This is a genomic window from Stenotrophomonas sp. GD04145, from assembly GCF_029835135.1.
GTDB classification, from domain to species: domain Bacteria; phylum Pseudomonadota; class Gammaproteobacteria; order Xanthomonadales; family Xanthomonadaceae; genus Stenotrophomonas; species Stenotrophomonas maltophilia_P.
The window spans coordinates 1-20,876 of record NZ_JAODZG010000017.1 but is presented as its reverse complement, the minus strand read 5'-3'; the positions used below and the strand labels follow the sequence as shown (position 1 = coordinate 20,876).

At 67.6% G+C, this 20,876-nt stretch carries 22 protein-coding genes; 11 read left to right on the top strand and 11 right to left on the bottom strand.

The features are described from left to right. Nucleotides 1–3: 3 nt before the first annotated feature. Genes N7367_RS10740 through N7367_RS10730 form a run of 3 tightly spaced genes read left to right on the top strand, consistent with a single transcriptional unit; the run spans nucleotide 4 to nucleotide 2,620 of the window. Entirely contained in the window at nucleotides 4–1,278 is a 1,275-nt protein-coding gene (locus N7367_RS10740; RefSeq protein ID WP_065175207.1) for a pyridoxal phosphate-dependent aminotransferase, read from the top strand. 3 nt (nucleotides 1,279–1,281) lie between these two features. Then, complete coding sequence (locus N7367_RS10735) at nucleotides 1,282–1,899, top strand: SGNH/GDSL hydrolase family protein (protein ID WP_065175127.1); 618 nt, start codon at nucleotides 1,282–1,284, stop codon at nucleotides 1,897–1,899. A gap of 4 nt (nucleotides 1,900–1,903) precedes the next feature. Next, the gene (locus N7367_RS10730; RefSeq protein WP_279942368.1) at nucleotides 1,904–2,620 is read left to right on the top strand and encodes a class I SAM-dependent methyltransferase; all 717 of its coding nucleotides are present in this window, start codon (nucleotides 1,904–1,906) and stop codon (nucleotides 2,618–2,620) included. Between the two features lie 88 nt (nucleotides 2,621–2,708). On the opposite strand, the gene N7367_RS10725 is transcribed toward N7367_RS10730, so the two are convergent. Continuing rightward, nucleotides 2,709–3,488 carry a polysaccharide deacetylase family protein gene (locus N7367_RS10725; RefSeq protein ID WP_279942367.1) on the bottom strand — a complete coding sequence of 260 codons (780 nt, stop codon included), beginning with the start codon at nucleotides 3,486–3,488 and terminating at the stop codon, nucleotides 2,709–2,711. A gap of 60 nt (nucleotides 3,489–3,548) precedes the next feature. Between N7367_RS10725 and grxD the strand changes: the two genes are divergently transcribed. Then, nucleotides 3,549–4,475 (top strand): Grx4 family monothiol glutaredoxin, encoded by a 927-nt coding sequence (gene grxD, locus N7367_RS10720; RefSeq protein ID WP_128989886.1) that lies wholly within the window; start codon nucleotides 3,549–3,551, stop codon nucleotides 4,473–4,475. Between the two features lie 87 nt (nucleotides 4,476–4,562). Here grxD and N7367_RS10715 read toward each other — a convergent pair whose 3' ends face one another. Next, the gene (locus N7367_RS10715; RefSeq protein ID WP_279942366.1) at nucleotides 4,563–5,102 is read right to left on the bottom strand and encodes a DUF924 family protein; all 540 of its coding nucleotides are present in this window, start codon (nucleotides 5,100–5,102) and stop codon (nucleotides 4,563–4,565) included. Nucleotides 5,103–5,145: 43 nt separating this feature from the next. Further along, nucleotides 5,146–5,922 carry an AMP nucleosidase gene (locus N7367_RS10710; RefSeq protein ID WP_053517431.1) on the bottom strand — a complete coding sequence of 259 codons (777 nt, stop codon included), beginning with the start codon at nucleotides 5,920–5,922 and terminating at the stop codon, nucleotides 5,146–5,148. Nucleotides 5,923–6,073: 151 nt separating this feature from the next. On the opposite strand from N7367_RS10710, the gene N7367_RS10705 reads away from it, so the two are divergent. From N7367_RS10705 to N7367_RS10685, 5 genes are all read left to right on the top strand, one after another. Continuing rightward, nucleotides 6,074–7,483: an amidohydrolase gene (locus tag N7367_RS10705; RefSeq protein ID WP_279942365.1), complete on the top strand. Its 1,410-nt coding sequence runs from the start codon at nucleotides 6,074–6,076 to the stop codon at nucleotides 7,481–7,483. A 17-nt stretch (nucleotides 7,484–7,500) separates the two neighbouring features. Next, complete coding sequence (locus N7367_RS10700; RefSeq protein WP_279942364.1) at nucleotides 7,501–8,763, top strand: amidohydrolase family protein; 1,263 nt, start codon at nucleotides 7,501–7,503, stop codon at nucleotides 8,761–8,763. 17 nt (nucleotides 8,764–8,780) lie between these two features. Continuing rightward, nucleotides 8,781–9,413, top strand: coding sequence for a DsbA family protein (locus N7367_RS10695; protein WP_065181734.1), 633 nt, complete (start codon nucleotides 8,781–8,783; stop codon nucleotides 9,411–9,413). 94 nt (nucleotides 9,414–9,507) lie between these two features. Next, complete coding sequence (locus N7367_RS10690) at nucleotides 9,508–10,449, top strand: DegV family protein (protein ID WP_053517434.1); 942 nt, start codon at nucleotides 9,508–9,510, stop codon at nucleotides 10,447–10,449. Nucleotides 10,450–10,540: 91 nt separating this feature from the next. Beyond that, the gene (locus N7367_RS10685; protein WP_053443843.1) at nucleotides 10,541–10,879 is read left to right on the top strand and encodes a hypothetical protein; all 339 of its coding nucleotides are present in this window, start codon (nucleotides 10,541–10,543) and stop codon (nucleotides 10,877–10,879) included. A 45-nt stretch (nucleotides 10,880–10,924) separates the two neighbouring features. On the opposite strand, the gene N7367_RS10680 is transcribed toward N7367_RS10685, so the two are convergent. From N7367_RS10680 to N7367_RS10655, 6 genes are all read right to left on the bottom strand, one after another. Beyond that, nucleotides 10,925–12,247, bottom strand: a complete 1,323-nt coding sequence (locus N7367_RS10680) for an alpha/beta hydrolase (RefSeq protein WP_279942363.1) — start codon at nucleotides 12,245–12,247, stop codon at nucleotides 10,925–10,927. Nucleotides 12,248–12,407: 160 nt separating this feature from the next. Then, entirely contained in the window at nucleotides 12,408–13,835 is a 1,428-nt protein-coding gene (locus N7367_RS10675) for a GGDEF domain-containing protein (RefSeq protein ID WP_279942362.1), read from the bottom strand. A gap of 192 nt (nucleotides 13,836–14,027) precedes the next feature. Beyond that, nucleotides 14,028–14,858 carry an S-formylglutathione hydrolase gene (gene fghA / locus N7367_RS10670; protein WP_279942361.1) on the bottom strand — a complete coding sequence of 277 codons (831 nt, stop codon included), beginning with the start codon at nucleotides 14,856–14,858 and terminating at the stop codon, nucleotides 14,028–14,030. A gap of 51 nt (nucleotides 14,859–14,909) precedes the next feature. Continuing rightward, nucleotides 14,910–16,019: an S-(hydroxymethyl)glutathione dehydrogenase/class III alcohol dehydrogenase gene (locus N7367_RS10665; RefSeq protein WP_164152833.1), complete on the bottom strand. Its 1,110-nt coding sequence runs from the start codon at nucleotides 16,017–16,019 to the stop codon at nucleotides 14,910–14,912. Between the two features lie 58 nt (nucleotides 16,020–16,077). Next, complete coding sequence (locus N7367_RS10660; protein ID WP_053517440.1) at nucleotides 16,078–16,353, bottom strand: metal/formaldehyde-sensitive transcriptional repressor; 276 nt, start codon at nucleotides 16,351–16,353, stop codon at nucleotides 16,078–16,080. Between the two features lie 68 nt (nucleotides 16,354–16,421). Then, complete coding sequence (locus tag N7367_RS10655) at nucleotides 16,422–17,444, bottom strand: glycoside hydrolase family 43 protein (protein ID WP_241685994.1); 1,023 nt, start codon at nucleotides 17,442–17,444, stop codon at nucleotides 16,422–16,424. A gap of 130 nt (nucleotides 17,445–17,574) precedes the next feature. Here N7367_RS10655 and N7367_RS10650 point away from each other — a divergent pair, with 130 nt between their 5' ends. Next, nucleotides 17,575–17,979, top strand: a complete 405-nt coding sequence (locus N7367_RS10650; RefSeq protein WP_279942360.1) for a VOC family protein — start codon at nucleotides 17,575–17,577, stop codon at nucleotides 17,977–17,979. A gap of 31 nt (nucleotides 17,980–18,010) precedes the next feature. Here the strand turns inward: N7367_RS10650 and N7367_RS10645 are convergent, their stop codons facing one another. After that, complete coding sequence (locus N7367_RS10645; RefSeq protein WP_279942359.1) at nucleotides 18,011–18,679, bottom strand: SMI1/KNR4 family protein; 669 nt, start codon at nucleotides 18,677–18,679, stop codon at nucleotides 18,011–18,013. Between the two features lie 66 nt (nucleotides 18,680–18,745). Continuing rightward, nucleotides 18,746–19,630, bottom strand: a complete 885-nt coding sequence (locus N7367_RS10640) for a LysR family transcriptional regulator (protein ID WP_065181739.1) — start codon at nucleotides 19,628–19,630, stop codon at nucleotides 18,746–18,748. Between the two features lie 106 nt (nucleotides 19,631–19,736). Between N7367_RS10640 and N7367_RS10635 the strand changes: the two genes are divergently transcribed. Then, nucleotides 19,737–20,789, top strand: coding sequence for an NAD(P)-dependent alcohol dehydrogenase (locus tag N7367_RS10635; RefSeq protein ID WP_053517445.1), 1,053 nt, complete (start codon nucleotides 19,737–19,739; stop codon nucleotides 20,787–20,789). Nucleotides 20,790–20,876: the final 87 nt, after the last annotated feature.

Sequence of the window (20,876 nt, the reverse complement as noted above, 5' to 3'; positions counted from 1 at the left end):
ACCATGTCAACCTCCGCGCCCAAGCCCCTGGCCACCCGCGAGCGCCTTTCCGAAGTGCGCTACGAAATCCGCGGAGAACTGGCCCGGCGAGCCCGGGAGCTGGAGGCGCAGGGCCGCAAGCTGATCAAGCTCAACATCGGCAACCCCGGCAATTTCGGCTTCCGCGCCCCGGAACACCTGCAGCGCGCGATCGCCGACGACATGGGTCGCACCGATCCCTATACCCACCAGCAGGGCCTGCCGGTGGCGCGCGAGGCGATCGCTGCCTACTACACCCGTCGCGGCGCTCCCGACGCGCACCCGGACCGTGTGTTCGTCGGCAACGGCGTCAGCGAACTGATCGACCTGTCGCTGCGTGCGCTGCTCAACCCCGGCGATGAAGTGCTGGTGCCGTCCCCGGACTACCCGTTGTGGTCGGCCTCCACCATCCTCAACGACGGCCGGCCGGTGTACTACCGTTGCGCCGCCGAGAACGGCTTCCAGCCGGACCCGAGCGAGATCGAGACCCTGGTGTCCTCGCGCACCCGCGCGATCGTGCTGATCAATCCGAACAATCCCAGTGGCGCCAGCTACCCGCGCGAACTGCTTGAACGCGTGGTGGACATCGCGCGCCGGCACAACCTGCTGCTGCTGGTCGACGAGATCTACGACCAGATCCTGTATGACGAGGCGGTGTTCCAGCCGGTCGCACCGCTGGCGGGCGACCATCCGTGCCTGACCTTCAGCGGGCTGAGCAAGGTGCATCGCGCCTGCGGCTGGCGCGTGGGTTGGGCGCACCTCAGCGGCGATGACGCACGCCTGGGCGACTTCCGCGCGGCGATGGACCTGCTCAGCGCGCTGCGCCTGTGCGCCAATGTGCCCGGCCAGTACGCCATCGAGGCTGCGGTGAACGGGCCCGACACCATTTCGGCACTGTGTGCCCCGGGCGGGCGCCTGTACGAAACCCGCCGCGCGGTGATCGAAGCATGCGAGGCCAGCGAGCATCTGTCGCTGGTGGCCCCCGCCGGCGCGCTGTATGCCTTCCCGGCGGTGGTCGGCGCTGCCGCCAAGGGCTTCGACGATCACACCTTCGCCCTGGACCTGATGGACAACGAGGGCGTGCTGGTGGTGCCAGGTTCCAGCTTCAACGTGCCCTACCGCAACCACTTCCGCGTAACCCTGCTGCCGGAGGCCTCGGTGATGCGCGATGTGTTCGCCCGCATCGACCGCGTGCTGGCCCGCCGCGCCGAGGATGCAACCAAGGTCGTACCGATCAAGCCACGCCGTTCGGTGGCCTGAGTCGTGGGCTTGTCCTATCTGGCGCTGGGCGACTCCTACACCATCGGCGAGGCCGTCGCGGTCGAAGGCCGCTGGCCCCATCAGCTGGCCGCCGCGATGCGCGCACAGGGCGTCGCGCTGGCCGATCCGCAGACCATCGCCACCACCGGCTGGACCACGGACGAGCTCGATGCCGGCATCGACGAGGCCGCCCCGCAGGGGCCGTTCGACTTCGTCAGCCTGCTGATCGGGGTCAACAACCAGTACCGCGGCCGTCCGCTCGACGAATACCGCACGCAGTTCCAGGCCCTGCTGCAGCGCGCGATCGGTTTTGCCGGCGGCCGTACCGATCGGGTGCTGGTGCTGTCGTTTCCCGATTGGGGCGTGACGCCGTTCGGCGCCAGCAGCGGCCGACACCGTGGCCGCATCGGCATCGAAACCGACGCGTTCAACGCGGCTGCGGAGCAGGTCTGCAGTGGCCTCGGCGTCGACTTCGTCGACATCACCGACATCAGCCGCGTCCACGGTCACGACCCGGCGATGATCGCCGAAGACGGTCTGCACCCCTCCGCGCGCATGTATGCATTGTGGAGCGAGCGCGCCTTGCCGGTCGCCCTGCGCCGGCTCGGCGACGCCGGCTGACCCGATGGACGGCACGCCACGGAATGGCACGCCCCTGCCCTGCTCCCCGCTGACCTCCCCGCAGGCCCGCGCGATCGCCGAGGCGTTCCGACCTGCACAGGCCTGGGGCAGCCGCCGCGACTATTACTACACCCGCGGCAAGCTCGGCAGCGATCCGTTGTACGACGGCGTGCTGCAACAGCTGCCCGAGGATGGCCAGCCGGTGCTGGACCTGGGTTGCGGACTGGGCCTGTTCGCGCATGTGCTGCGCCAGCGCGGGCGCGGCCAGCCCTATCTCGGGGTGGACGTGGACGCCGCCAAGATCGAGCGGGCGCGGCAAGCCGGTGAAGGCCTGCCGGCCGTGCGCTTCGAATGCCTGGATGTGCAGGCTGCGCTGCCGTCGCACGTCGGCCATGTACTGCTGCTGGACGTAGTGCAGTACCTGGATGCCGGACCGCAGCAGACGCTGCTGCGTGCCGCAAGCGCGCGGGTGTCCCCCGGAGGACGGCTGCTGCTGCGCACGCCGCTGGCGACCGGTGATGGCCGGGACCGCACCACGCGGGTCGCGGACCGCCTTGCCTGGCTGGTGGGCTGGATGGGTACCCGCCCGCGGCACTATCCCCAGCCGAAGACCCTGCTGGCGACACTGAGCGAAGCGGGATTGCGCGTCGCCGCACCACGGCCGCTGCACGGGCGCACACCGTTCAACAGCTGGCTGTTGGTGGCCGAACGGCCTGGATGACGCCGGGCGTGGCCCGACGCTACCGGATGCCTGCCCACCCCTTGGTAGCGCCGGGCCGTGCCCGGCGGATTCCGTGCGCGCCGCTGCGCTATACCGAAGGCAGCGTTGCCTTCAATCCACGCTGATCCAGTGCCTGCAGCACGCGTTCGATGATTACCAGGTTGTGGCCATGGGCGGCCCCCTCATGCAGCAGCACGATGGCGCCCGGGCGAAGATCCGGCAGCAGGCGCTCCAGCACGCGCTCGGGCGTACAGCCGACACCATCGAAGCCGCGGGCGCTCCATCCCACCCGCACCAGGCCCAGGCGGCGCAGCACCGGGCCCACGAACGGATTGGTCATGCCCACCACCGACCGGTACCAGCGCACCGGCGAGCCCGACAACGCCTGCAGCGCATGCTGGCAGCCCTCGATCTCCGCCCGCATCGCCTTCGGTCCCAGCCGCCAGAAGCGCGCCTGCGGATGGCTGAAGCTGTGGTTGCCCAGATCGTGCCCGCGGCGCAGGATCTCGGCCACCAGCGCCGGCTGGGCCAGCGCCCGCTCGCCCACCAGGAAGAATGTCGCCCGCGCCTGGTGCCTATCCAGCAGATCAAGCACGGCCAGCGTGTCGGTACCGGGCCCGTCATCGATGGTCAGCCAGACCGCGTCGTCCGTCTGCGCCAGGCGGCTCAGCACCGGCGTGTAGAAGCGACTGTTGGGCAGGAATACCGGCACGATGAACACCGCGTGGCTGGCCACCATCAGCGGCAGACCCCAGTGCCATCCCCCCAGCACCCAGGCCAGGATCACCCCCAACTGCGACGCCACCAGCCAGGGCAGCCAGCGCCATGGCCGGGGCGGAATGCGATGCAATGTTCCTGCGCTGCTCATACCCCATGATGCCATGAGGGGTAGAATCGAAGATTCGAATTACTGGACCCCCGACTTCCCATGTCTCTCGATCCTGCCCTGCGTTCGCGCATCGAATCCCTCCTCAACGCCAACCGCGTCGTGCTGTTCATGAAGGGCCAGCCGTCGATGCCGCAGTGCGGCTTCTCGGCCAAGGCCGTGGGCGCGCTGCAGGACCTGGGCGTCGAGTTCGCTCACGTCAACGTGCTGGCCGACCAGGAAATCCGTGAAGGCATCAAGGCCTACGGCGACTGGCCGACCATCCCGCAGCTGTACATCGACGGCGAACTGGTCGGTGGCAGCGACATCGTGCTGCAGATGGCCGCCAGCGGCGAACTGAGCAGCGTGCTGGGCCTGCCCGCGCCGGACCGCACCCCGCCGCGCATCACCGTCACCCCGGCCGCGGTGGAGATGCTCAAGGGCGCGCTGGCCGACGCCCCGGGCGCCGCCCTGCAGCTGAGCATCGATGCAGGCTTCCAGCCCAACTTCCAGCTCGCTCCGCATGACGAGGCTGCGATCGCCGCCGAATCCAATGGACTGCGCGTGCAGTTCGACCTGGCCAGCGCGCGCCGTGCCGAAGGCATCACCATCGACTGGGTGGACGACATCCGCGGCAAGGGCCTGGCCATCGACAACCCGAATGCACCCAAGCCGGTGCAGGAAATCAGCGTGCGCGACGCCGACGACCTGGTGCGCGCCGGCAACGTGATCCTGGTGGACGTGCGCCCGGCTGACGAGCGCGCCATCGCCGCCGTCGGCGTGCCGTTCAAGGTGTTCGACGGCAACGGCCGCGCCGAGCTGGAAGCACTGCCGAAGGACACCGCACTGGCCTTCCTGTGCCACCACGGTGGTCGCAGTGCGCAGGCTGCCGAGCAGTTCCGCGCGCTTGGCTTCACCAAGGTCTTCAACATCACCGGCGGCATCAACGCCTGGTCCGAAGAGGTGGACAACGGCGTGCCGAAGTACTGATCGGCTGCAGCGCGGAACAGGAGAACGCCGGCGCACGCTGGCGTTTTCCGTTTCCTGCCTGTCGCGAGCGTGGCCGGCCCCGCCCGGTCAGCCGGCAAACCCGCCTTCGGCCAGGTAGTCCAGTTCCTCCGGCGTGGGAATGCGGCCCAGCACGGCGTTGCGGTGCGGGAAGCGGCCAAAACGGCGGATGATGTCGCGATGCAGGTCGGCGTACTGCAGGTATTCCTTGTCACCCAGCACGTCGAACATGGCCACCGAACGGTCCTGGTCCAGCGGATCCTCGGAATGCTCGAACGGCAGGTAGATGAAGGCCCGCAGCTTCGGAACCAGCTGCAGGTCCAGCCCTTCCTCGATGGCACGCATGGCGTAGTGCCGGGCCAGCCCATCGGTGGCGTAGGAGTGGGCGGTGCCACGGAAGCAGTTGCGCGGGAACTGGTCCAACAGCAGCATCAGGGCCAGCGCACCCTCGGCGCTGCCCAGCCAGTGTTCGCGCGCACGCGCGGCCGCAGCGAAATGCTCATCGAGGAACAATCGGCGGAACTGCGCGTCGAACGCATCGTCGCGGGCGAACCACTTCGCAGGGCCCGCCTCCTTCCAGAATTCCACCAGCTGCGCGGCAACGTCCATTACCTACTCCCGGGCCCGGACGTCCCGCGCCCGGCCCTCATCATCATTCGTCGAAGCGCAGATGGCGGACCGACTTGCCGTTGCGCCGGATAAGCTTAAGCGCCTCGATGCCGATCTGGATATGGTTTTCCACGAACTGGGAGCTGACCTTGGCATCGGAGGCCTCGGTCTTGACCCCGTCGGGAATCATCGGCTGGTCCGAAACCAGCAGCAGGGCGCCGCTGGGGATGTGGTTGGCGAAGCCGGCGGCGAACACCGTGGCCGTTTCCATGTCGATGGCCATGCAGCGCATCGCGCGCAGCCGTTCCTTGAATGCCTCGTCGTGTTCCCAGACCCGCCGGTTGGTGGTGTAGACGGTACCGGTCCAGTAGTCGTGCCCCAGATCGCGGATCATGGTCGAGACCGCGCGCTGCAGGGCGAAGGCCGGCAGTGCCGGTACTTCCGGTGGCAGATAGTCGCCCGAAGTGCCTTCACCACGGATCGCGGCGATCGGCAGCACCAGGTCGCCCAGCTGGTTCTTGCGCTTCAGGCCCCCGCACTTGCCCAGGAACAATACCGCCTTGGGCATCACCGCCGACAGCAGGTCCATGATGATCGCGGCATTGGGGCTGCCCATGCCGAAGTTGATCATCGTGATGCCATCGCTGGTGGCGCTGGCCATAGGCCGGTCCAGGCCGACGATGGGCGCACCGGTCAGTTCGGAGAAGGTGTGCAGGTAGCCGCCGAAGTTGGTCAGCAGGACGTGCGGGCCGAACTGGTCCAGGGGCACGCCGGTATAGCGCGGCAGCCAGTTGTCGACGATTTCCTGCTTGCTCTTCATGCTCGGTCCGGAACGGCGGGGACCGCCTATTTTCGGCCAGTGGGGCGACGCCGTCGAGGCACGCGGTGGCACCCTGTGAAGAAGGTCACTTGGCAACCCCACCGCTGCCCGGCTAGCGTCAGCGGTTGCTTACGTAGCCGAGGGGATCTGCATGACGTCGTCGTTGTTGCGCGCCGGGCTGGGGCTGGCGCTGGTTTCGCTGGCCACCGCGCCGGCACTGGGCGCCTCGCGCTTCATGGCCGATCCTTACCCCAGCACCTATCGGGCGCAGCCCGATGCGCCGGTGCTGATCCGCAACGCAACGGTGCTGACCGGCACCGGCCAGCGCCTGGACAATGCCGACCTGCTGCTGCGTGAGGGCCGCATCGTTGCCGTCGGCCAGCAGCTGCAGGCCGAGGCCGATGTCACCCGCATCGACGCGCAGGGCAAGTGGGTCACCCCCGGGCTGATCGACGTGCACTCGCACCTGGGCGTATATCCCAGCCCGGGGGTGGGCGCCCACAGCGATGGCAACGAGATGACCGCACCGGTCACGGCCAATGTCTGGGCGGAGCACTCGGTGTGGCCGCAGGACCCCGGCTTCGCTGCCGCCCTGGCCGGCGGCGTGACCAGCATGCAGGTGCTGCCCGGCTCGGCCAACCTGGTCGGTGGCCGCGGCGTGACCCTGAAGAATGTTCCGGCCATCACCTACCAGGCGATGAAGTTCCCCGGCGCGCCGTGGGGCCTGAAGATGGCCTGCGGCGAGAACCCCAAACGCGTCTATGGCGAAGGCAAGGGTGTGACGCCTGCAACCCGGATGGGCAACGTCGCCGGCTACCGCGCAGCCTTCATCGATGCCGCCGACTACATCACCAAGAACACGCCCAAGGCAGCCAAGCGCAAGCGCTGGTTCGGCAGCGACAAAGGTGACAGCGCGGGCGATGCCGGTGGCAAACGCGATCTCAAGCTGGACACCCTGGCCGGCGCGATCCAGGGCGACATCCGCGTGCACATCCACTGCTACCGCGCCGACGAAATGGCCACCATGCTCGATCTGGCCAAGGAATTCGGTTTCAAGGTGGCAGCGTTCCACCACGGCGTGGAGGCCTACAAGCTGGCCGACCGGCTGGCGGCGGACGGCGTCTGCGGTGCACTGTGGGCCGACTGGTGGGGCTTCAAGATGGAAGCCTTCGATGGCATCCCCGAGAACATCGCGCTGGTGGACCGGGCGAAGAACAGCTGCGCCATCGTCCATTCCGATTCGCCCGAAGGCATCCAGCGCCTGAACCAGGAAGCCGCAAAGGTCATGGCCGCCGCGCGCCGCGCACGCATGGCCCCGATCACTCCTGAACATGCGATCACCTGGATGACCGCCAATGCCGCCAAGGCGCTGGGCATCGAGAGCCAGACCGGCACGCTGGAGCCCGGCAAGATGGCCGACGTGGTGGTGTGGAACGGCAATCCCTTCAGCTCCTACGCATTGGCCGAGCAGGTCTATGTCGATGGCCGCCGCCTGTACGACCGCAGTGCGTTGCCGGCAACGCCGCAGTCGGACTTCCAGCTCGGGCAGGAGGTGCACTGATGGCCGGTTCCATGCAGATGGCAAGGTCTTCCAGCCGCAACCGGGCATGGCTCGGCGCTGCGATCATGGTGCTGGCAGGCATCACCGGCACGGCATCGGCACAGGATCTGCTGGTGCGCGGCGCAACGGTTCACACCGCCAGCGCACGCGGCAGCCTGCAGCACGCCGATGTGCTGGTGCAGGGCGGCATCATCCGTGCCGTGGGTATGGGTCTGGCCGCACCGGCCGGCACGACCGTGGTTGAAGCCGATGGCCGCCCGCTCACGCCCGCGCTGTTCGGTGGCATCGCCGAGATCGGCATCGAGGAAGTCTCGGGAGAAGCGAGTACGGTCGACAGCAGCCTGAAGATCGGCGAGCAACCGCTGCGTCCGGAGTTCGACGTGACCCTGGCCTACAACCCCGCGTCGGTGCTCATTCCGGTGGCGCGACTGGAGGGCATCGGCTTCACCGCGCTGGGCGCCGTCACCGGCGGTGGCTTCGTGGCGGGCCAGGGCGGGGTGATGCGGCTCGATGGCAGCGCCGACCCGCTGGGTCCACGTGCGCTGTTCCTGCGGCTGGGCGCCGCAGCGTCGGAACTGACCGGTCATTCGCGTGCAGCACAGTGGATGCTGCTGCAGCAGATGGTGGATGAAGCGCGCGGCCAGGTCGCCGCCGATTCACCGCACGCCGTGCTGACACCGGCCGGTCGCCGCACACTGTCGCGCTATCTGGCCGGCCAGGGCCGCATCGTGGTTGAAATCGATCGCGCTGCCGATATCCGCCAGCTGCTGCGCTGGGCTGCACGCGAAAAGGTGAAGATCGCCCTGTCTGGAGCCAGCGAAGCCTGGCAGCTTGCGCCGGAGCTGGCTGCGGCCGGGGTGCCGGTATTCGTCGACGTGCTGGCCAACCTGCCGGCCAGCTTCGACCAGATCGGCGCCACCCTGGAAAACGCGGCACGACTGCAGCGTGCGGGCGTGCCCGTCAGCTTCGTGCAACGTGGCGATGCCTCGCACAACGCACGCAAGATCCGCCAGCTCGCAGGCAATGCGGTAGCCCATGGCCTGCCCTGGGCCGACGGGCTGGCAGGCCTGACCCGGGTTCCCGCACAGGCGTTCGGGGTGGCCGACCAGATCGGCAGCATCGAGCCCGGCAAGCGCGCCGACCTGGTGCTGTGGGAAGGCGACCCGCTGGATGTGGCGCACTATGCCGAACAGGTCTGGATGGGCGGGCGGCCGATGCCGATGCGCTCGCGCCAGACCGACCTGCGCGACCGCTATCTGCAGCGCAACGCGCAGCCCTGACCGACGAGGAAAGCCCCATGGCCCCGCTGCACTGGTACTTCGATTTCGTCTCGCCCTACTCCTACCTGCATTGGCAGAAGGTCAAGCAACTTCCCCAGTTCGCACAGGTACAGCCGGTGCCGATCGCCTTCGGGGCGGTGCTGCAGCAGCTTGGCAATCTCGGCCCGGCCGAGATCCCGGCCAAGCGGCGCTTCATCTACCGCCAGTTGCTCTGGAACGCGCAGGCGGAAGGCGTGACGCTGCGCTTCCCGCCTGCCCACCCGTTCAACCCGCTGGCCGCTCTGCGGCTGTGCCTGGCCGCAGGCGGCGGCGCGCAGGCCGTGGACGTGCTGTTCGACTGGATCTGGCGCGAGGGCAACGCCGCCGACAGCGCCGAGGCGCTGCGCGAACCCGGCGCGCGGCTGGGCATCGCGGATGTGGCGGCCGCCACGGCAACCGCAGAGGTCAAGGAGCAGCTGCGGCGCAACACCGAGGCTGCGCTCGCGGCCGGCGTGTTCGGCGTACCGACCTTGGCCATCGGCGACGAGCTGTTCTGGGGCAATGACGCGCACCCGCTGATGGCCGCTGTGCTGGCCGATCCGGACCTGCTGAAGCAGCCGGAATGGCAGCGGGTGGAGGCCCTGCCGATCGCGGTACAGCGCAGACGCTGAACAGGGCGCCTGCGCTTCCCTCGCGCGCGGGCTCCCGTTTTGAGATATTTTTCACACTTCCGAACCAACAACCGCCCTGGAGGGGGAGCCGCGGATGCGCATCGGAATCGTCGTCGACTCGGCCTGCGACCTGCCGCAGGCGTTCATTGCCGAACACAACATCGTGCTGCTCCCGATCACCGTACGGATCGGCGAAGCCGTACTCGCCGACCACCGCGATGAACAGGCCACGCTCAGCTTCCTGCACGCACACGTGGCCGAACATGGTGCCGAGGCGGAGACCATCCCCTTCAGCGTCAACCAGATCCGTGACCTGTTCCTGCAGCAGCTGGTGATCGACTACGACCACGTCTTCTGCATGACCATCACCAAGACCCGCAGCCCGATCCACGACAACGCCCTGCAGGCCAGCTTCGCCATCCTCAACGACTACAAGCCGGTGCGGCAGGCCGCGGGCTACAACTCGCCCTTCGCGCTGCGCGTGCTCGACACCCAGAACCTGTTCGCCGCGCAGGCGGTGACGGCGGTGGAAGCGGTTCGCCTGCGCGACAGCAACGCCAGCGTGCAGCAGATCCGCGAGCGGCTGGAGGAACTGGCCGGCAACGTGCATGGCTACATGGTCACCCGTGACCTGTATTACATGCGGGCCCGCGCGCGGCACAAGGGCGACCGCAGTGTCGGCCTGCTCAGTGCCGCGCTGGGCAGCGCACTGGACATCAAGCCGGTGCTGCACGGCTACCGCGGTGAGACCGGCCCGGTGGCCAAGATCAAGGGCTTCGACAATGCCGTGCAGAAGCTCTTCGCTGTGGTCGGCCAGCGCGTGCGCAGTGGACTGATGACACCGACAGTCTGCGTCAGCTATGGCGGTGAGCTGGAGGAGCTGCGCGCCCTGCCCGGCTATGCGCAGCTGACGGACGTCTGCGCCACCCACGGCGTCACCGTGTACGAATCGGTGATGAGCCTGACCGGCATGGTCAACGTCGGCAAGGGCGCCGTTACCGTGGGCTTTGCCGATGGGCCGCATCGGTTCGAATGAGGGCAGACGACGCCTGCATGCAGGTGCGCCGGATGTACACAAGCATTGCACCGCGTCTATGCCAGCCTTGCCGCACTTCAAGGAGATCACCATGCCTGCGCAGTACCACATCAGCCTTCCCGACCCGTCCAAGGCCCGCGGCAACGACCCCGACCTGTCCTTCCATTCGCAGGGCGCCGCCGGCTTTGCCGAAGAACTGCAGGACGCCCTGCGCAGCGGCGCGCTGTTCGAGCGCTGGAAAGCCAAGCAACCCGATCCGGATGCAGTGGAGCCGCAGTGGGGCGTGACCGACCCGGACGCCACCGTAACCGGTGAGCAGAAGGACCTGCGCATCAACCTGGTGGCCACCACCCGCATCGACAGCGATGTGTTCAAGCAGCGCCTGCGTCTGCTGGCCGGCCATCACTGGGAACTGCGCGACGTGCGTTGAGCGGCGAACGCGCTGGCGTCTGCTGGGCTTCGCCCGTCGAAGCCCTCATCGCGCGGACGTGGGGCGGGCCTGGCCGTATTCGGCCCGCAGCGCATCGCCACGGATGAAGTCCGTCATCAGCTGGAAGTACCCGGCCGGCTGCCGTGTCGATACACGTTCCCCGGCCGCATCCAGCTCGAACTCGTACATGCCATGATCGGCGTCTGCATACACGGCCGTGTAGATCGGCCGTCCCTGGCCCTGCAGAACCGCAAGACGCCTGAGCGTCTCTCCCGGCGGTGCATCGCGGTCCTGCCCGCCAAAGATCCACAACTGCGGCACCTGCAGATGCGTGAGCACCGGTAAAGGGTCGTAATGGGCCGGCACCCCGTCCAGCAACCGTGGCCCCTGCTCGCGTGCAGTCACCTCCGGAGTCGACAAGAGATACCCGGTAATGTTCCCGCGTACCGCAGGGAACCAGGGCGCATGCTGGTAACGCTGCTTCACCTCCGCCAGTACATCGAATCCCTCGGTGAATCCGCTCTCGACGATGGTCGCCACCGCATCGGCGATCTGCATCGCCTGCGCAGTGGCTTCTGCGTCCTGGCCGGCCCGCTGCATGTCGAAAGCGATCGCCTCGCGGTCTTCCTCCAGCGGCGAGACCGCCAGGCCGAAGCTGATCACGATGAAATCCACAGGCTCGATGCGTGCCGCCAGCGGCGCCACCCAGCCACCCTGGCTGCCGGCCTGGTAGCCGACCCGCTGCGCACGTGCCCCCGCCAACCGGCGTGCTTCGCGCGTGGCCAGGATCAGATCATTGGCCAGGGTCAGGTAGTTCTGAGTGTACCGCCCGCCAGAGCGTCCCGTGCCCCGCTTGTCGTACGCGAACACGGCGATGCCGGCACTGGCGAACTCGCGCTGCAGCGAGTAGCGCTCCAGCGCGGAGCTGTTCTCCGCACCATGCACCAGCACCACCAGTGGAACCGGCGCATCGCCCGGAGGCAGCGTCAGCCGCCCCTGCAGCGTTGCGCCGGCACCGCTGAAACGGGTGTCGATCTGCCGCAGCGGAATGCGCTCGCCCTTCATTCCATCGACGCTGATGCCGCGCTTCCCACAGTCCGTGAGCACCATCCGGTGCCCGTCCGGCTGCCCGGTCCAGCCGCGGGTACTGGTCCAGGCATCGCCCGCGGTGCGCTGCAGTGCGCCGCTGCGACCATCTGGCGTGCGCCAGCGCAGCTGATCGCCCGCACCCGGGCCGATGTCCAGCGTACTGCCATCGGCCATCCGGTAGCTCGCAGCGGCGCAAGGCGACGCCGCCGTGGCCGCGACCGCCTGCGCACTGAAGGCCATCGCGCTCCACGCGGCCAGCGACACCAGGGTTCTGTGCATGTCTGCTCCTCTCCACACTGGTGGGTGACGGTGAACCAGCTCCCGCGTGATCGCCAGCGCGGTGCGACGAAGTGCGGGTACCGCCGACGAAGGCGCGTCCGCGGGCGACAGCCACCGGCAGCGGAGCCCCGTTCCCCTGGCGAATGCGCGGGGGCGGGGTCTAGCGGCGGTCTGCGCCGGCCGGCGCTTCGCCCTGCATCACCACACGATTGCGTCCCGCGCGTTTGGCCGCATACAACGCCGCGTCCGCATCGGCGAGCAGCTGTCCGGCATCGGCTGTTGCCGGTGGATGCAGGAATGCGATGCCGACGCTGATGCTGACCCGCCCTTCCGGCAGCTGCAGCGCTTCCACCGCGCGTCGCAGTCGCTCGGCCAACGCCTGCACGCCGTCCAACGCCGTGCCGGGCACGATCACCGCGAATTCCTCACCGCCGTAACGCGCCACGCTGTCGCCCGCACGCCCGGCGCTGTGCTGCAGCAGCGCCGCCACGGCCTGCAGGCAACGGTCGCCGGCGGGATGACCATGGGCATCGTTGAACGCCTTGAAATGATCGATATCGACCAGCAGCAGCGCCAGTTCGCTGCCGCTCCGCCGCGCCCGGTTCCATTCGGCCTGCAGTTCGGCATCGAACTGGCGGCGGTTGGCTACGCCGGTCAGGCCATCCTGGCGCGCGAGCTGGTCGAGCCCGGCCTGCCGTTCCAGCAGATCGATCTGCAGAAGCGCACTGCGCAGGCTGAAGCCCAACGTGGCCAGAACGAATCCAGCCAATGCCAGGGGCCTGGCATGGTCCACCACCAGGGTACCCACCACCAGCAACAGCAGCGGCAGGATGATCGGGCCGCCGGCCTGCACCAGCCGGGCCAGCCGCGGCTGCAGCACGAATCCGGTAGCCGGCGACCGCCGCAGTGCCAGCAGCGCGAGCAACAGGAACGGCACGTCGATCAGCAGATCGTTGTAGGCGCCGAAAGACTGTTCGGAGGTGAAGTGGTTGATGTAGTAGGCCACCAGCAGATAGGCCAGCGCGTACAGCGCCAGCGCGCGGAACACGCTGCGTCGCTCCGGGACATCACAGGACGCCCAGCGCACGATGGCAAAGACAGCGATGCACAGGTTCTGGATATCGAACATGCGCTGCATGTTGGCCAGCGCCTGGTCGTCGATGCCGACATGGTCGGCAAATGACTGGGTATGCACGAAGAACAGCACGCCCAGCAGGGCCGCCATGATTCCGTCGATCACGCTGATGGCCCAGCGCTCCCGCCGCGAGCGGGCCAGGATGAACACCAGCGGCACGCCATACAGCACGTACAGCAGCAGGCTGGCGCCCGGGGTGATGTCGGGGCGGTCGGCACTGAGTGCATCGAGCATGTTGATGCCCATGCCCCCCGCCCACAGCAGCAGTGCCAGCGCGATCGCACGCCAGCCCAGCGCGGCGCGATCCGCACGCGCGCGCCACAGGCATGCGGCGGCGGCCAGCAGCGGAGCGCCGGTGAGGAACACGAACGAACCCAGGCCTGCCGGCCCCGGCAACAGGGCCACGACCAGGCCATGGCCGAACACGTACAGCAGCGCCAGCACTACCGGCATGCATCCCCCACTGCGCAAGCCTGTCTGCACGCACGATAGCGCGACAGGCCGCCATGGAGGCGTGATCCACGCCACACCTGCTTCCCCTGCCCCTGCGCCGGGCATGGCGCGGCGCTACATCGACGCAGGCGTTCCGTCGCGCCGGGGCATGCGCGGTTGCGTCCCCGGGACCGCAGCTGTCACGCGGGCTATTCAGCCGTGCAGCGCGCGGGCGTGGTGAGCGATGTGCTCGCCGATGAAGCTGGCGATGAAGTAATAGCTGTGGTCGTAGCCATCCTGCAGGCGCAGGGTCAGCGGATGGCCGACGGCGTCGCAGGCCTGCTGCAGGCGCTGCGGCTGCAGCTGGCTCTGCAGGAACTCATCGGCCCCGCCCTGGTCCACCAGCAGCGGCAAGGGTTCGCTGGCCGCAGCGATCAGTTCGCAGGCATCCCACGCGGCCCAGTCGGCGCGGTTGTCGCCCAGATAGGCCTGGAACGCCTTCTGTCCCCAGGGCACCTGGCTGGGGGCAACAATCGGCGAAAATGCCGACACGCTGCGGTAACGCCCCGGATTGCGCAGCGCGACCACCAATGCACCGTGACCTCCCATCGAGTGACCACTGATCGCGCGTGCCCCGGTCACCGCGAAGTTCGCCTCGATCAGCGCCGGCAGTTCCTGCGCCACATAGTCATGCATGCGGTAGTGCTTGGACCACGGCTCGCGGGTGGCGTTGAGGTAGAAGCCGGCACCCTTGCCCAGATCGTAGCCCTCCGCGTCGGCGACATCGTCGCCACGCGGGCTGGTGTCGGGCGCGACCAGAATCACGCCATGTTCGGCCGCATAGCGCTGCGCGCCCGCCTTGGTGATGACGTTCTGTTCGGTGCAGGTCAGTCCGCTCAGCCAGTACAGCACCGGCAGCGCCTGCGTTTCCGCCTGCGGCGGCAGGTAAACGGCGAACTGCATGTCGCAGCCCAGCGTGGACGAGGGATGACGGTACACGTCCTGCCAACCGCCGAAGCAGGCACGATGTTCGATGCGTTCCATGGTGTCTCTCCAGAAGGGTGGCAGCCCTGACGGCCTGCCACCCGGGATGGCTCAGTAGTGCACGACCGAACGGATCGACTTGCCTTCGTGCATCAGATCGAAGGCATCGTTGATCCCGTCCAGATCCATGGTGTGGGTGACGAACGGCGCCAGTTCGATGTCGCCCTTCATCGCGTCCTCCACCATGCCCGGCAGCTGGCTGCGACCCTTGACGCCACCGAAGGCCGTGCCCATCCACTTGCGGCCGGTGACCAGCTGGAAGGGACGGGTGGAGATTTCCTGGCCGGCGCCGGCCACGCCGATCACCACGCTCTGGCCCCAGCCACGGTGCGCGCACTCCAGCGCCGCGCGCATCACGTTGACGTTGCCGATGCACTCGAAGCTGTGGTCCACGCCCCAGGTGGTCATTTCAACAATGACCTGCTGGATCGGCTTGTCGAAGTCCTTCGGATTGATGCAGTCGGTCGCACCGAACTCACGCGCCAGCTCGAACTTGGACGGATTGGTATCCACCGCGATGATGCGGCCGGCCTTGGCCTGGCGCGCGCCCTGGATCACGGCCAGGCCGATTCCGCCGAGGCCGAACACTGCCACGCTGTCGCCTTCCTGCACCTTGGCCGTGTTGTGCACCGCACCGATGCCGGTAGTGACACCGCAACCGAGCAGGCAGACATGTTCCGGGTTCGCCTGCGGATTGATCTTCGCCAGCGAGACTTCGGCCACCACTGTGTACTCGCTGAACGTCGAGCAGCCCATGTAGTGATAGATCGGCTCGCCGTTGTAGCTGAAGCGGCTGGTGCCATCGGGCATCACGCCCTTGCCCTGGGTCGCGCGTACCGACACGCACAGGTTGGTCTTGCCACTCTTGCAGAACAGGCATTCGCCGCACTCGGCGGTGTACAGCGGAATCACGTGGTCACCCGGCTTGACGCTGGTCACGCCCTCGCCTACGTCCACCACGATGCCGGCACCTTCATGGCCCAGCACCACCGGGAACAGACCTTCCGGATCATCCCCTGACAGGGTGAACGCATCGGTGTGGCAGACGCCGGTGTGGGTGATCTTGACCAGCACTTCGCCGGCCTTCGGCGGGGCGACGTCGATCTCGACGATCTGCAGCGGCTGGCCGGGAGCAAAGGCGACGGCGGCACGGGATTTCATGGCGGGATTCTCCAAAGACAGGCAGTAACAGATGGACGACGCTATGCTGCGCCGTTGCTTATTTCAGGTACGAGCGGATCAGCCCGCTCATCTCGCGCACGCGCTCGGCGCGCTGTTCATCGGACGCTGCGGGTTGCCCGAACTCTTCGCGCAGGTGGGCTTCCATCACCTCGGACATCAGCCCGTTGACCGCCCCGCGGATGGCGGCGATCTGCTGCAGCACGGGCCCGCAGTCGGCGCCGGCTTCCAGCGCACGGTCCAGTGCATCGCACTGGCCGCGGATGCGGCGCACGCGGGCCAGGACCTTCTTCTTCTCTTCGGGAGAGTGTGGCATGGCAGGGTGACCCAGGAACTATACTGGGGGATAGTATACACAGGTGGCGGAAAGGTACATCCTGCGCCTCAGCGCAGGCGGTGCGCGGGTACGCCCTCGTGCGTCATCTTCACCGGCAGGATGCGGCCCTGCGCGTCGAAGTACAGGCGATCGATCGCGGTGACGCGGGCATTGCGGTCGGTCTGGTCGAGCGGCCGGCGGTGGTAGACGATGTACCACGTGTCATCGCCGGGCGCGTGGATCAGGGAGTGGTGCCCGGCGCTGGTCGCGATGGCCGGGTCCTGCTGCAGGACCCGGCCGATGCGTGTGAACGGCCCGGTCGGCGCGTCGGCGATCGCATAGGCCACCGAGTAGTCCGGCTCGCCCCAGCCGCCTTCGGACCACATGAAGTAGTAGCGACCGCCCCGCTTGAACATCAGCGGACCTTCCACGTACTCCGGCGCCGGCGTGATCTCCTTGAACAGCGTGCCGTCGTCCCAGGGCAGCAGGCCGCTGAAATCCGCCTTCAGGCGCACGATGTTGGCGTGCTTCCAGCCGCCATAGATCATGTACCAGGCACCATCGTCATCCTTGAATACATACTGGTCGATCGGCTGCGCTCCATTGTGGAACGCGCCCACCAGTGGCTTGCCGAGCAGATCGCGGTAAGGCCCTTCGGGCTGGTCGGCCACGGCCACGCCGATGCCACCGGTCTCGCCGTCGTTCTGGATGTCATTGGCGGAAAAGAAGAAGTAGTAGCGCCCGTCGTTGGCCACCACCGAGGGTGCCCACAACGCCTGCCTGGCCCAGGGAATGTTCTCGATGGACAGCACGCTGTCGTGCCGGCGCCAGTGCACCAGGTCGGGCGACGAAAAGGCATCGAAGGCAACCTGTTCTGCATAGGGCCGGGAGCGCGTGGGGAAGATCCAGTAGGTGCTGCCGAATACGGCCGCCTCCGGGTCCGCGTACCAGCCCGGCAGGATCGGATTGCCGGACATCACCGGTGCCTGGCTGTCACGCGCATCCGCGATGCCGACGCCAGTGGCTGCGAGCAGCACGGCCAGTGCGGCTCCCCTCCCCCATTCGCGCAGTCCCATCAGAGCCACTCCCATGCAGGTTCGATCGCTCGAGTCTAGAACGATCGCCGGCGCCTTTCCGCGACGCGCTGCCTCAAACCGCGCACCCTCTTGATCGACGGGAATCATCGGCGCATGGTGCCTGGCACAACGCAGGGCCCGGGCCATGATCCCCTTCATCATCAATCTGGACGTTCCGGACCTCGCGGCCGCCGAGGCGTTCTACACACGCGCCTTCGGCCTCCATGCCGGGCGCCGTCTCGGCCCGGAGGTGCTGGAACTGCTGGGCGGCCCGACCCCGCTCTATCTGCTGCAGAACGAAGCGGGCAGCGCGGCCACCGTCGACGGTGACGTGCGGAATTACGAACGTCACTGGACCCCGCTGCACATCGACTGGATCGTGGAGGACCTCGACGCCGCGCTTGCCCAGGCGTTGGCGGCAGGCGCGGCGCTCGAGCAGGCGCCACGCGAGCGTTCATGGGGGCGCATCGCAGTACTGGCGGATCCGTTCGGGCACGGCTTCTGCCTGATCCAGTTCACCGGCCCCGGCTACGACGCCCTGCTGGATTGATCGGCGGAATGCACCGGGCCCGCCGCCAGCATCAGCGCACGTAGGCGAATGATTCGTCCAGCCGCTCGAATCCGATCAGCTGCTGCAGCAGCGCCTGCGCCTGATCCTCATCGATCTCTCGCTGCTCGATCTCTGCGCTGCGTGCAAACAGGGCCTCCAGCGCAGTGGCCTGGTCGTCCCGCAGCCACGCGCGATGCGAGCCCAGCCAGCGCTGGAGATTGTCGGCCAGGTCACCGTGCGACAACAGCGTGTAGGGGGCCTCGTAGTCCGCCACTGCCTCCACCATCTTGCGGAACAGGAAATCCTGGAGGTTGCGGGCCAGTACGTCAGCGCGATCATCGTCGTGCCACACCAGCAGCACCGGCGGCTCGTCGCAGCCCGGCGCATTGGTCCAGAAGCAGTAGCTGTCACCGGCCCCCGTGCGGGCGAACGGCAGCAGCTGCAGATCCTCGCGCAATGGGTTGTAGTGATCCTCTGCAGTCAGCTCCTGCCAGGCCTCGAGCAGTTCGCCACGCTCAAGCGGCTCGTAATCCTGCGCATACAGCAGAATCGGCGGTACCGGTTGCAGCTCCGGAAGGCACACCTGCGCCCATTGCGGATGGGTCGCCCCCCAGCTCAGCCGGTCTTCTGCATCGAGCCGGTGGTAGAGAGCAGGAAAGGTCTGGCCGGTGGCCAGTTCGATCTCGGCAAGCGTATGCATGAACGTCCCTGTGATTGGATCGGCACGCACTTTACCTCGACAGGCAGCGTCCGCGCAGGCATGGATCTATTCGCGCAGCATGTCCACGAATGCGCGCAAGGCCGACGCCATCTGCCGTTGCCTGGGGTAATACAGCACGAAGCCGGGAAACGGTTCGCTCCAGTCCTGCAGTACCGCCACCATCCGCCCGGCCTCGATGTGCGGGCGCGCGGCATCCTCGAGAACATAGGCCAGGCCGAAGCCATCCAGCACCGCGCGCATGATGGTGGTCTGCTCGCTCAGCGTCAGTCGCCCACGCACGTCGATTTCCAGCGACTGCCCATCGCGGTCGAACTGCCACTTGTACAGGTGACCGCTGGCGAAGCGGAAGCGGATGCATTCGTGCTGCAGCAGGTCGCGGGGATGCTGCGGTGCCGGGTGCTGGCGCAGATACCCGGGCGAGGCCACGATCATGCCGTGCAGGGCCGGGCCCAACGGCACGGCCACCATGTCCTCGGGCACGAACTCATGCAGCCGCACGCCGGCATCGAAGCCTTCGGCAACGATGTCCACCAGCCCATCGTTCTCGGTCAGCTCCAGGCGCACATCGGGGTGCGCGCGCAGGAAGCGGGTCAGGCGTGGGCCGAGCTGGGTCGGCACTGCGGCGCGGGCCGCGTTGATGCGCAGCAGGCCCGTCGGGCTGTCCCTGAACTGGTTCATTTCCTCCAGCGCCTCGTGCACCTGGCCCAGCGCCGGCTGCAACCGGTCCAGCAGGCGCTGCCCGGCCTCGGTCAGGGCCACGCTGCGGGTAGTTCGATGGAACAGGCCCACCCCCAACCGCTCTTCCAGTGCCCGGATCGCATAGCTCACCGCCGAGGTCGACAGGGCCAGCTCGGCGCCGGCCCGGCGGAAGCTGCGGTGGCGGGCCACCGCCGCGAAGGCGGCCAGGTGGGTGAGATTGTCAGTGGCCATGATTGTGCAGTCTGCCTTGATGAATCATGCCGATATCCACGCTTTGTGGGCGGGTATGAGGGGCGTATTGTAAAACGCCTTTCCACAAACCCGCCAAGGATTCCCCATGTCCCTCGCCCATGGTTATGCGGTGCGTACCAACACCGCTCCGCTCGAGCCCTTCACCTTCGAACGCCGCGCTGTCGGCGCCAACGATGTCCGCATCGAAGTGCTGTACAGCGGCATCTGCCACTCCGACCTGCACCAGGCCCGCGACGACTGGGGCGGCGCGGAGTACCCGATGGTTCCCGGCCACGAAATCATCGGCCGCGTGGTCGAAGTCGGTCCGGCCGTCACCCGCCTCAGCGTCGGCGATATCGCCGGCGTCGGCTGCATGGTGGATTCCTGTCGCCATTGCGATGCCTGCGACCACGACCTTGAGCAGTACTGCGAAAAGGGCCCGACCTATACCTACAACAGCCGCGACCGCAATACCGGTGAGCTGACGATGGGCGGCTACTCCGACCACATCGTGGTCGAGCAGCGCTTCGTGGTGAAGGTCTCCGAGACGCTGGACCTGAAGGCCGCCGCGCCGCTGCTGTGCGCCGGCATCACCACCTACTCGCCGCTGCGCCACTGGAAGGTCGGCCCCGGCCAGAAGGTGGGTGTGATCGGCCTGGGCGGTCTGGGCCACATGGGCGTGAAGTTTGCCAAGGCGATGGGCGCCACCGTAGTGATGATCACCACCACCCCGGAAAAGGGCGCCGACGCCAAGCGCCTGGGCGCGGACGAGGTGCTGGTCTCGCGCGATCCGGCGCAGATGAAGGCGCACGCCAACAGCTTCGACTTCCTGCTCAACACCGTGCCGGTCAGCCATGACACCAACCCGTACATGAGCCTGCTCAAGCGCGATGCCACCATGTGCCTGGTCGGCGTCATCACCGAGCTGGACCCGCCCCTGATGGGTGCCAGCGTGATCTTCGGCCGCAAGCACGTCACCGGCTCGGCCATCGGCGGCATGGCCGAGACCCAGGAAATGATGGATTTCTGCGCCGAGCACAACATCGTCAGCGATGTTGAGGTGATCGACATCAAGGATGTCAACCACGCGTGGGAGCGCATGGCGAAGAACGATGTGCGCTATCGCTTCGTGATCGACATGGCCAGCCTCAAGGCCTGACGGCCCGGGTGATGGAATGAAAAACCCCGGCGTCGAGGCCGGGGTTTTTTCTGCGCGCAACACCCGCCGGGCATGGCCCGGCGCTAC

Bases quoted from the DNA above. Each gene is read 5' to 3' on its own strand.
- N7367_RS10740 (WP_065175207.1), top strand. From the start codon at position 4: ATGTCAACCTCCGCGCCCAAGCCCCTGGCCACCCGCGAGCGCCTTTCC.
- N7367_RS10730 (WP_279942368.1), top strand. From the start codon at position 1,904: ATGGACGGCACGCCACGGAATGGCACGCCCCTGCCCTGCTCCCCGCTG.
- N7367_RS10725 (WP_279942367.1), bottom strand. From the start codon at position 3,488: ATGAGCAGCGCAGGAACATTGCATCGCATTCCGCCCCGGCCATGGCGC.
- grxD (WP_128989886.1), top strand. From the start codon at position 3,549: ATGTCTCTCGATCCTGCCCTGCGTTCGCGCATCGAATCCCTCCTCAAC.
- N7367_RS10715 (WP_279942366.1), bottom strand. From the start codon at position 5,102: ATGGACGTTGCCGCGCAGCTGGTGGAATTCTGGAAGGAGGCGGGCCCT.
- N7367_RS10710 (WP_053517431.1), bottom strand. From the start codon at position 5,922: ATGAAGAGCAAGCAGGAAATCGTCGACAACTGGCTGCCGCGCTATACC.
- N7367_RS10705 (WP_279942365.1), top strand. From the start codon at position 6,074: ATGACGTCGTCGTTGTTGCGCGCCGGGCTGGGGCTGGCGCTGGTTTCG.
- N7367_RS10700 (WP_279942364.1), top strand. From the start codon at position 7,501: ATGGCAAGGTCTTCCAGCCGCAACCGGGCATGGCTCGGCGCTGCGATC.
- N7367_RS10695 (WP_065181734.1), top strand. From the start codon at position 8,781: ATGGCCCCGCTGCACTGGTACTTCGATTTCGTCTCGCCCTACTCCTAC.
- N7367_RS10690 (WP_053517434.1), top strand. From the start codon at position 9,508: ATGCGCATCGGAATCGTCGTCGACTCGGCCTGCGACCTGCCGCAGGCG.
- N7367_RS10685 (WP_053443843.1), top strand. From the start codon at position 10,541: ATGCCTGCGCAGTACCACATCAGCCTTCCCGACCCGTCCAAGGCCCGC.
- N7367_RS10680 (WP_279942363.1), bottom strand. From the start codon at position 12,247: ATGCACAGAACCCTGGTGTCGCTGGCCGCGTGGAGCGCGATGGCCTTC.
- N7367_RS10675 (WP_279942362.1), bottom strand. From the start codon at position 13,835: ATGCCGGTAGTGCTGGCGCTGCTGTACGTGTTCGGCCATGGCCTGGTC.
- fghA (WP_279942361.1), bottom strand. From the start codon at position 14,858: ATGGAACGCATCGAACATCGTGCCTGCTTCGGCGGTTGGCAGGACGTG.
- N7367_RS10665 (WP_164152833.1), bottom strand. From the start codon at position 16,019: ATGAAATCCCGTGCCGCCGTCGCCTTTGCTCCCGGCCAGCCGCTGCAG.
- N7367_RS10660 (WP_053517440.1), bottom strand. From the start codon at position 16,353: ATGCCACACTCTCCCGAAGAGAAGAAGAAGGTCCTGGCCCGCGTGCGC.
- N7367_RS10655 (WP_241685994.1), bottom strand. From the start codon at position 17,444: ATGGGAGTGGCTCTGATGGGACTGCGCGAATGGGGGAGGGGAGCCGCA.
- N7367_RS10650 (WP_279942360.1), top strand. From the start codon at position 17,575: ATGATCCCCTTCATCATCAATCTGGACGTTCCGGACCTCGCGGCCGCC.
- N7367_RS10645 (WP_279942359.1), bottom strand. From the start codon at position 18,679: ATGCATACGCTTGCCGAGATCGAACTGGCCACCGGCCAGACCTTTCCT.
- N7367_RS10640 (WP_065181739.1), bottom strand. From the start codon at position 19,630: ATGGCCACTGACAATCTCACCCACCTGGCCGCCTTCGCGGCGGTGGCC.
- N7367_RS10635 (WP_053517445.1), top strand. From the start codon at position 19,737: ATGTCCCTCGCCCATGGTTATGCGGTGCGTACCAACACCGCTCCGCTC.